Annotated in this window: 10 protein-coding genes and 1 pseudogene; 9 read left to right on the forward strand and 2 right to left on the reverse strand. The window is 57.4% G+C overall.

Features of this window, described 5'->3' with window-relative positions; all coding sequences use genetic code 11:
* The 7 genes from QT222_RS11435 to QT222_RS11465 form a co-directional block, all read left to right on the forward strand.
* Positions 1-815 (forward strand): ribonucleotide reductase barrel domain-containing protein (locus QT222_RS11435; protein ID WP_491477246.1); only part of this gene is annotated, 815 nt, incomplete at its 5' end.
* Between the two features lie 175 nt (positions 816-990).
* Positions 991-1,611 carry a superoxide dismutase [Mn] gene (sod, locus tag QT222_RS11440; RefSeq protein ID WP_004060608.1) on the forward strand — a complete coding sequence of 207 codons (621 nt, stop codon included), beginning with the start codon at positions 991-993 and terminating at the stop codon, positions 1,609-1,611.
* A gap of 138 nt (positions 1,612-1,749) precedes the next feature.
* Positions 1,750-2,907, forward strand: coding sequence for a thiolase domain-containing protein (locus QT222_RS11445; RefSeq protein ID WP_004060607.1), 1,158 nt, complete (start codon positions 1,750-1,752; stop codon positions 2,905-2,907).
* A gap of 2 nt (positions 2,908-2,909) precedes the next feature.
* On the forward strand, positions 2,910-3,290 hold the full coding sequence (locus QT222_RS11450) for a Zn-ribbon domain-containing OB-fold protein (RefSeq protein ID WP_491477247.1): 381 nt from the start codon (positions 2,910-2,912) through the stop codon (positions 3,288-3,290).
* Positions 3,291-3,481: 191 nt separating this feature from the next.
* Positions 3,482-4,048, forward strand: coding sequence for an HAD family hydrolase (locus tag QT222_RS11455; RefSeq protein ID WP_491477248.1), 567 nt, complete (start codon positions 3,482-3,484; stop codon positions 4,046-4,048).
* 191 nt (positions 4,049-4,239) lie between these two features.
* Positions 4,240-5,460 (forward strand): CBS domain-containing protein, encoded by a 1,221-nt coding sequence (locus tag QT222_RS11460; protein WP_004060604.1) that lies wholly within the window; start codon positions 4,240-4,242, stop codon positions 5,458-5,460.
* Between the two features lie 78 nt (positions 5,461-5,538).
* A complete protein-coding gene (locus tag QT222_RS11465) occupies positions 5,539-5,742 on the forward strand; it encodes a DUF7511 domain-containing protein (protein WP_014732721.1) in 204 nt (67 codons plus the stop codon).
* 105 nt (positions 5,743-5,847) lie between these two features.
* Here the strand turns inward: QT222_RS11465 and QT222_RS11470 are convergent, their stop codons facing one another.
* Positions 5,848-6,720 carry a universal stress protein gene (locus QT222_RS11470; RefSeq protein WP_004060603.1) on the reverse strand — a complete coding sequence of 291 codons (873 nt, stop codon included), beginning with the start codon at positions 6,718-6,720 and terminating at the stop codon, positions 5,848-5,850.
* A 229-nt stretch (positions 6,721-6,949) separates the two neighbouring features.
* Between QT222_RS11470 and QT222_RS11475 the strand changes: the two genes are divergently transcribed.
* Positions 6,950-7,414, forward strand: coding sequence for a DUF7992 family protein (locus QT222_RS11475; RefSeq protein ID WP_004060602.1), 465 nt, complete (start codon positions 6,950-6,952; stop codon positions 7,412-7,414).
* Positions 7,415-7,723: 309 nt separating this feature from the next.
* Positions 7,724-7,888, forward strand: a complete 165-nt coding sequence (locus QT222_RS11480) for a DUF7331 family protein (RefSeq protein ID WP_491477249.1) — start codon at positions 7,724-7,726, stop codon at positions 7,886-7,888.
* A gap of 156 nt (positions 7,889-8,044) precedes the next feature.
* Here QT222_RS11480 and QT222_RS11485 read toward each other — a convergent pair.
* A pseudogene (locus QT222_RS11485) lies at positions 8,045-8,481 on the reverse strand (NADH dehydrogenase subunit); the annotation flags it as partial.

Here is an 8,481-nt window from a genome sequence, read left to right on the forward strand (position 1 = left end):
CGACCGTCCACCTCGCCGTCCGATTTCCCGACAATGCGATAGAGATGCCGGAATTCCCCGTCCCCGAAAGCGAAGAGATGGTGACCAAGACTCGGAGATTGGGACTGGGCGTGATGGGATTCCACGACATGCTTGTTGACCTTCGAATTCCGTACTACTCCGAGGACGCCGTCGAATTTGCAGAGGAGTTGATGGGGTTCATTCACGACGAAGCGTGGAAGGCGTCGAAGCAACTGGCGAACGAACGCGACCCGTTCCCGGCGTGGGAGAACTCCTCCTACGAAGAGCCGGTGCGGAACGTCACGACCACGACGATTGCCCCCACAGGGACGATTTCGCTCATCGCCGGCTCTTCGGCAAGTATCGAACCAATATACAGCGTCGTCTATACGAAGCAGGTGATGGGCGGCTTGGAGGTTGTCAACGACCGCTTCGTTGACATCGCAAAGAAGCGGGAGTTCTACTCCGCAGACCTCGTGGAGAAACTCCACGGCCGAACCACGATTCAAGATGTCGAGGCAGTTCCAGACGATGTGAAGCGACTGTTCCAGACGGCCCACGACGTTCCCGCCGACCATCATCTCAAGGTTCAGGCCGCGTTCCAGCGCCACGTTGATAACGCGGTGAGTAAGACGGTTAACCTCCCCCAGTCGGCTTCTGTCGACGATATCAAGGAGATATTTCTGTCCGCACGTGACCTCGGCCTCAAAGGTGTCACTGTCTTCCGGAGCGGGGCTAAACCAGAGCAGGTACTCGGTGAAAGCCCACTCAAAGAAGAGTGCGTAGGCGAATGCGATTACGTCTCACCCCGATAGGAATAACGAATCCAGATGATACCTATCCTGGACCTTCTTCGTTGCGTGTACTGCCTCGGGACCTGACTCAGGCGCTCGCTTTGAATTTTATCGCTGGCAGGCAGTCACTCAACCTGAAGGATTTGATGGCTCATCTTGATAATGATTGACGATGATGTAAGAACGGGAACAACCCATGTCCGAACTCTCAGAGGCGGAGCTTCCACCGCTTCCATACGACTACGACGCGCTCGAACCGCACATCGACGAGCAGATCCTCGCGTGGCATCACGATACTCACCACCAGGGCTACGTTAACGGCCTGAACGCTGCCGAGGAGACGCTCAGAGAGAACCGCTCGTCGGGTGACATGGACGGCTCGGCGGCTGCCATGCGCTCGGTGAGTCACAACGGCTGCGGCCATTACCTCCATCATCTGTTCTGGCGGTGTATGACGCCGAACGGCGGCGGCGGTGAACCAACGGGTGACCTCCGGGACCGCATCGAGAGCGACTTCGGGTCCTATGAGGGCTGGGAGGCCGAGTTCAGAGAGGCCGCCAGTTGGCCCGCCGGCGGGTGGGCACTGCTCGTCTACGACCCGGTCACGAAACAGCTCCGGAACCTCGCCGTCCAGAAGCACAACGATGGTGCGCTCTGGAGTGCCCACCCCATTCTCGCCCTCGACGTCTGGGAACACTCGTACTACTTCCAGTACGGCCCCGACCGCGGTGGTTTCGTGGACGCGTTCTTCGAGGTTATCGACTGGGATACCATCGCAAGCGAGTTCGAGAAGACGACCTCCCACCACGAGCACTAGAAACTATCTCCTCTGATTCTTTTGGGCTCCGAGTTCTGTCAGTTGTCGTCCTCACCCGTGAAGAAATACAACCGGTTCCAATCATGTGAGAACTCGCAGTGAGATATTAGTCGATAGACTGTGTTGTTCACTAGCACTATGGGGACGAAAATCGCCAGCGCTGCGAGTACAACATACGGCAAACATCCCAACTCATCGTCGCGTGAACTCCTCAGTGAAGCGGCCGTCAAGGCGTTCGACGAGACCGATATCTCGCCCGGCGACCTTGACGCCGTATATATCGGGAATTTCATGGGCGGTCTTATCGAAGACCAGGGTCACATTGGGGCACTCATGGCTGATCACGTCGGAGCCCGTGAGGCAGCATCGGTCCGTATCGAGAGTGCCTGTGTGTCCGGGGGAGCGACGTTCTGTCAGGCGGTTCAAGCCGTCGAATCCGGAGACGCCGATGTGGTGCTTGCTGGTGGAGTCGAGATGATGTCCACAACGGACATCGAGCACGTGACCGATGCCTTAGCCAACGCGGCTGACGATGTTTACGAGAACGAGCAGGGATTGACGTTCCCCGGAATCTATGCGCTCATGGCCCGCCGATACATGCACGAGTTTGACGTGATGCGTGAGGATTTGGCCGCCGTCTCGGTCAAGAATCACCGACATGCCGTCGACAACCCGCTCGCGCAGTTTCGGAAAGAACTCTCCGTGAGAGAGGTAGTCGAATCAAAGCCTGTCGCGACGCCTATCACCCTCTATGACGCCTGCCCAGTCTCAGACGGTGCCAGCGTCGCTATCGTGGTCAGCGATACGTTCGCGGCCGACCACGGCCTCGAAACGTCGGCCGAAGTTCTCGGGACCGGCCAGTCGAGTGACGCCCTCGCGCTGCAGGACCGGGCGGCCATTAGTCGGACTCCGGCAGCCGAACGTGCCGCTGAGCGAGCATACGAGAACGCCAGCGTCACGGCCGACGATATCGACGTCGCCGAGGTCCACGACTGCTTCACCATCGCGGAGATACTGGCGCTTGAGGCGCTTTCCTTCTATGAGCGCGGTGAGGGGACACGCGGTGCGGTCGAAGGTGAAACGGCAGCCGACGGTCACATCCCGGTCAACACATCGGGTGGCCTCATTGGGAAGGGCCATCCGGTAGGAGCAACTGGCATCGGCCAAATCGTCGAACTGACCAAGCAACTCGAAGGACGCCATCCGAACCAGGTCTCGGAGGCGGAGGTTGCACTCGCCCACAACGTCGGTGGGAGCGGTGCGAGTACGACAGTGACTATCCTGGGGGGTGAGTAAGTATGCCAGCGTGGTTCGACGCGTTCACCGATGCGATTGCGTCGGGCGACCAGCAGTACCTCGTCTGCGAGACGTGCGGACACGGGACGCTCCCACCTCGACAGCTCTGTCCTGCGTGTGGCTCGACTGAACTAACCCAGGAGCCGCTTTCCGAACGAGGAGAGATCTTATCGTTCACCGAAATCTCAGTCACGATTCCAAAGTTCCACGGTGAGACACCTTACACTGTCGTCCTTGTCGAACTGGACGAGGGAGTTTCCCTCACAGGACAGCTCCGGGACGCGACTCCCGACGACATTGCCATCGGCGACAAGGTCGTACTTGGCACGGAACCACATGACAATGAAACAGCACTTATCACATTCCAACAGGCCGAGGACTGAATTGGCATTCGATCGGGTAGCCGGCGTATCCTGGTTTTTAGTTGCGTAGTAACGACAACTACACGTTTGTTGACTATCAGTTACATTGGTACGTCTGTAATTCTGACCTTCATTTTGTTTGCAATTTAGATGCCTGCCCCGGGTCACCGACGCGAGCTAAGTCGCTGGATTCACTGGATTTCACGTACGATATGGCGGGCGAGATACGAGGTATCGCTGAACAGGGAATTCGTGGCGATGTCGATTTCACGACCTGTCTTCGACAACGCGCCTCACTCCTCGAAGGGATGCCAGAATCTAAGGTCGACGCCGCGTTCAGTCGCTGCAAGCTACGAAGCGGTGCTGCCGAGATGCTATCAGACCTCCGTCAGTCCTGTTTGTCTGTCGCCATCATCACCGGAAGCTTCGAACGAGGGGTCGAAGCGGCATTGCAGCGAGCGGGCGTCGAAGTCGACCATATCATCGCAAATAATCTCGTCGTGAAAAATGGTGCGTTGACCGGCGCTGTCGAAGGTCCCCTGCTTGATAGACAGAAGGACCACGCACTGGAGGAATTGGCACTCGCCGAAGGGCTGGATCTTGGACAGACGATTGCGGTCGGCAACGGTAGCCAGGACCTTCCGATGCTCCGCATAGCGGGGACAGCAATCGGATTCGCTCCAGAACCCGTCGTCGAGGAGTACTGTGACGTCGTGATGACGTCGATTCGGGAACTTCAGTTGTACTTCGAGCAACACAACCTCATCAAGAGGGAGTGAGTCGAAATTCCGGGGTGAGCTGTCACGGATGCGATTTCGAAGGTGAACACTACGCCGAAAGCTCCTCTTGCTTCCATAATGTCGAACTGACAGATAAACACTTGTCGCTCCGCGATGAAATGGTATGTGCTGGCATTCCTGTCAGGAAGAATCGAACGCGACCAACAGAGAAGCAAACACATCTCAACACGATGAACATCACCGATATCGTCTCAGAAGAGTACGTCGAATTCACACCCGAAACTCCCGTCTCTAAACTCGTCGGTGCGTTCGATGACCACACCGTCAAGGGCGTCATGGTTCACGGAGAGGAGTTCGAAGGGGTCATCACGAGGAGACAACTCGCTACCTCGCACCACCAACCCGCAGAGAAAATCGGTTCGCTCGTTTGGCACGTTCCTAGACTCACACCCGACGAGGACGTTCGTAAAGTCGCACAGCTCATGCTCGACAGTGATTCGAAGGTTCTGCCGGTCTTCGAGGGGCGAGACTTGATTGGTGTCGTCACGGCCGATGACATCCTCCAGGAAGTCAAACCATTCCTGGATGCAGCCACCGTCGACGACGTCTACACTAACGGTCTCGTCTCGGTCGAACCGACGTCCACGGTCGGTGAGGCACTCCACACCTTCCGAGATAATCGGATTACCCATCTCCCCGTCGTCGACGATGGCACGGCAGTCGGTATTCTCAGCCTCTACGACGTGGTCGGTCTCACAGTGAGATCGGAACGCCAGAGCAAGGGCGGCGATGCCAGCGGGACAGACTCGTATGGTGGGTCGTTATCCAGCAGTGCCGGTCGGTCTCGGAAGGGTGGGTTCGGTGCCCGGGAAGGAGAACTCGCGCGAATTCTCGACCTGCCGGTTCGGGACGTGATGGTCTCGCCGGTTCGGACTATCAGTCCATCAGAGACGCTCGAGTCTGCTGTCGAAAAGATGTTCGCCATCGAGGGGTCCTCACTTGTCGTCATAGTCGACGGGCAACCGTCGGGTATCGTGACGAAAACCGATGTTCTCGACTCACTCACGTGGGAAGCGGGGGGCAACCGGGCCGTCCAGATCTACGGTTCTGACTTGCTAGATGACCTATCGTACGACGAAATCGTGACGACAATCGACAATCTCGCCGATAAGGACCACGGAATGAACGTTCTGGATGCGAAGATTCACCTCCAAAAACACGACGAGAAGCTCCGCGGGACGCCACTGTTGTTCGCTCGAATCCGTCTGCACACCGACCGCGGACTGTACCTTGGCTCCGGCGAGGGCTACGGCGCAAGTCACGCAATCAATCAGGCACGAGAGGTCGTCGAACGGCAGATACGTGATAAGAAGACCCAAGGCCGGACCAAGAAGCCCCGAGACGCAGAATACTGGGAGAAACGTTTCGGGTGGATGCTCGAAGGGGAGTAACGAGATGATACCGCATTGGTCGCTCTGGACCACGCGGCCGCTCGTCCGGCCTGTTCAATCCGGGAGGGGTTGAGCAGCGTGGACTCCCCACCGATAGAATCCGACGAATGGACACCGCCGCCGCCGGCACGACGAGCGACGTATATATCCCACATCACGCGTCGTGCAGACGGCGGCGAGCGGTGTACAATCTCACCGGTTCCGAAGGACGAACAGACACTACTCTCGGAGTGGGTTTTGGCCGATGAGGGGTCGTTTGTGTCTCGAAACGAGATGTGCTGACCGTTATTAGTCACCGACCCTGGGAAGCGTGTCCCCAAGTCGCCGTCTGACTTCGAAAGTGAGTGAGAAACCCAACGGTTCTCACACCCCGGTCCGGTTCCACCCTCAGTCTGCTCGCCCCGGTATTGAGACGACCAGTACCGGAACCTCGGTGCGTCGAACTACACGTTCAGTGACGCTCCCCAAAAAGTACCGGTCCACCCCGGTCCGACCATGCGTTCCCATCGCCAGAAGGTCGATGTCGTGCTCGTCGGCGTACTTGACGATGGCACGGTACGGTGACCCACCCAGCACTGTCGCCTCGATCACCGATACACCCGCCTCCTCAGCTTGGTCGATGACTTCTTGGAGCGCCTGTTCACCAGCTTCTTCGAGCGCGTCGAGAATTGCGGCGGTGTTGACGCTGCCAGTCACGACGCCAACGTCGACGACGTGGACGATGTGAAGTGCCGCTTCGGTCGCCAAAGCCAGTTCGATAGCGTGGTTGGCAGCGGCCTGAGCATAGTCGCTCCCGTCGGTTGGAATCAGTATCGAGTCGAACGCTGAGTCGATGGTAGTGTCCTCGTGGACAGTGACGACCGGTATCGGCGACTCTCGTATCGTCTTTTCTGCGACGTTTCCGAAGACGTATCGGTTGAGGCCTGTCCGACCGGTCGTCCCCATCACGATGCAGTCCACACCATGCTCAGCGGCGTAATCGAGGACATCCTCGTGAACCGAGCCGTCGCTTTCTAGCACTGCCACCGTTGTCTTGACATCTGCATCCGCCGCCATCTCAGCCACCACGTTTGCGGCTTCTTCGCTACGATGGCTGCGCATCTCTTCCCCCTCGTCTTCGTCTGGCGGACGTTCATTGGGTTCGAAAACGTGGACGACGTGTAACTCAGCGTCGAACTGGCGGGCGAGTACAATGGCCGCTTCGGCACCTGCTTCTGCGGTGTCACTACCGTCTGTCGGTACTAGGATTCGGTCGAACATTGGCACCCACGTAAGGTCGTTGTCCTTCAAACAAGTCAACTGTTATCCCCAAACAGGCCGACTGTTGTCCCTAAGCGGTCGACTCGGGTGAAGGTTCTCGTATCGGGGAAACTCACTTGGAACGAATCTCACACGGATGCAGGGAGGAAGCTCACGGAGCTAGTTGTAGGATGACTTACTTGGAAAATAAGACACTGATTTATCCTTTTGGCGGACGAATTATTCGGTTATGGTGCTCGATGTCGAGAGTCCAGACCCACCCGACCTGACGAACCGTGGTTTACCCAGTGAGTTCGAAGCTCCGGAAGTACTTGGGACGAGCAACCTCCGTCGGGAAGAGTTAGAGGAGATTCTACGAGATGGTGCGTGGAATGAGGCTTTCAGTGAATGGGCCACGTACACGGATTTGACCGAAGAGGAGTACCAAACTATCCGTGGTCGTGGGCTCTTCGAACAACTGGACTTCTATTGGGACCCGGTCGAGGAGCGACTTCGATTCGAAGTGCCGAATCCCCCGGCGGAGTGGTCCACCCGAGAGGACCTCGTATCGAATGCTCGGGCGGAGTTGACCGACCTCGGACACGCAGTCGTTGAAATGCTCGAGGACGCATACGTCGACTGGGGCGAAGAAGAGACCTCTGACGCCGTCTGGAGGGAAGAAGCACTCGGTGAAGAATCGCCGTACAAAGATTGATGATACTGCTGTGTCGAATAGACAGATGACGTTGGGTTGAAGTCGACTTTCTCGACTTCCTTGAGGAGTGTAACCGTCTGGGCGAACAAGCGGTGGAGAAGCACGCGGCTTTGGCCGGGTAGGTCGCTGAAGCGGTCGCGGTAGGTCTGCTCAGGGAATCCTCGGAATGTAATTGAATATACATGTGCCGATGTGCCATGGGATATATACACACTATAACTCTCTAGCCGCAGACCATTTAACGGGGTTTTCCATTGATGTGGATAGCTAATTGGAACGACGGTTGAGCTGTCGTTCGAACGGACATCCATGCGCACTGAATCACACGAAGTAATCGCCGAACTGACGGAATCGAAGGGAACCGATTTAGACGATTTTACCGGCTACGAGGACGGAGAGAGCTACGTCGTCTGTGACAAAACGAACGCGAACGCTTGGATTCGGTCGGACGTTACGACCCAACTCCCACCCTGAGCAACTAGCAATCTGAGTGAGTAACAAGCAGTCTGAGGGCAGCACCGGCAAGCCGAATCTGTCTGGCGGCGGCCATGCTTCCTCGTACTCGTCCTATAATGCTGTAGACCTATGGGTACGGACGGGGAGGGGTCCACGGACCTCACGACACTCAGCTCACCGGCAGTCTTTGCAGACGTACTCCGTTCCCGGACCGAGTTGGTCCCACTCGGGGCGAGCGATGTATGCGCCGCATTCCTTACACCACGTCCAGTATACCATCCGTTCGTGAGCCAGCACGTCGCCAGCCGAGCGCTCCCCACTCGAATTACGACGGATTTCGATGTGTGTCTCCGTCACGGCGGTGACGGTACCGTCGATGGATGCGTGCTGGCTATTGCTGATGCCGTCCTGTCCCGGAACGGCAATCATCGCCCCCTCGGTAACCTCTGTTCCCTCTTCGACGATTGGATGACTCTTTGCGACGATGTCGCCGAAGCTCGGGTTGGTAATGAGCGGAATGCGAACGACGTCCGGTTCGACTGGCGTCGGTTCTGTCTCGTGGTCGCCCGACCAGTCGTAGGCGCTGAGGACATTGACTCGACCGTTGCCGA

Source organism: Haloferax sp. s1, from assembly GCF_058382125.1.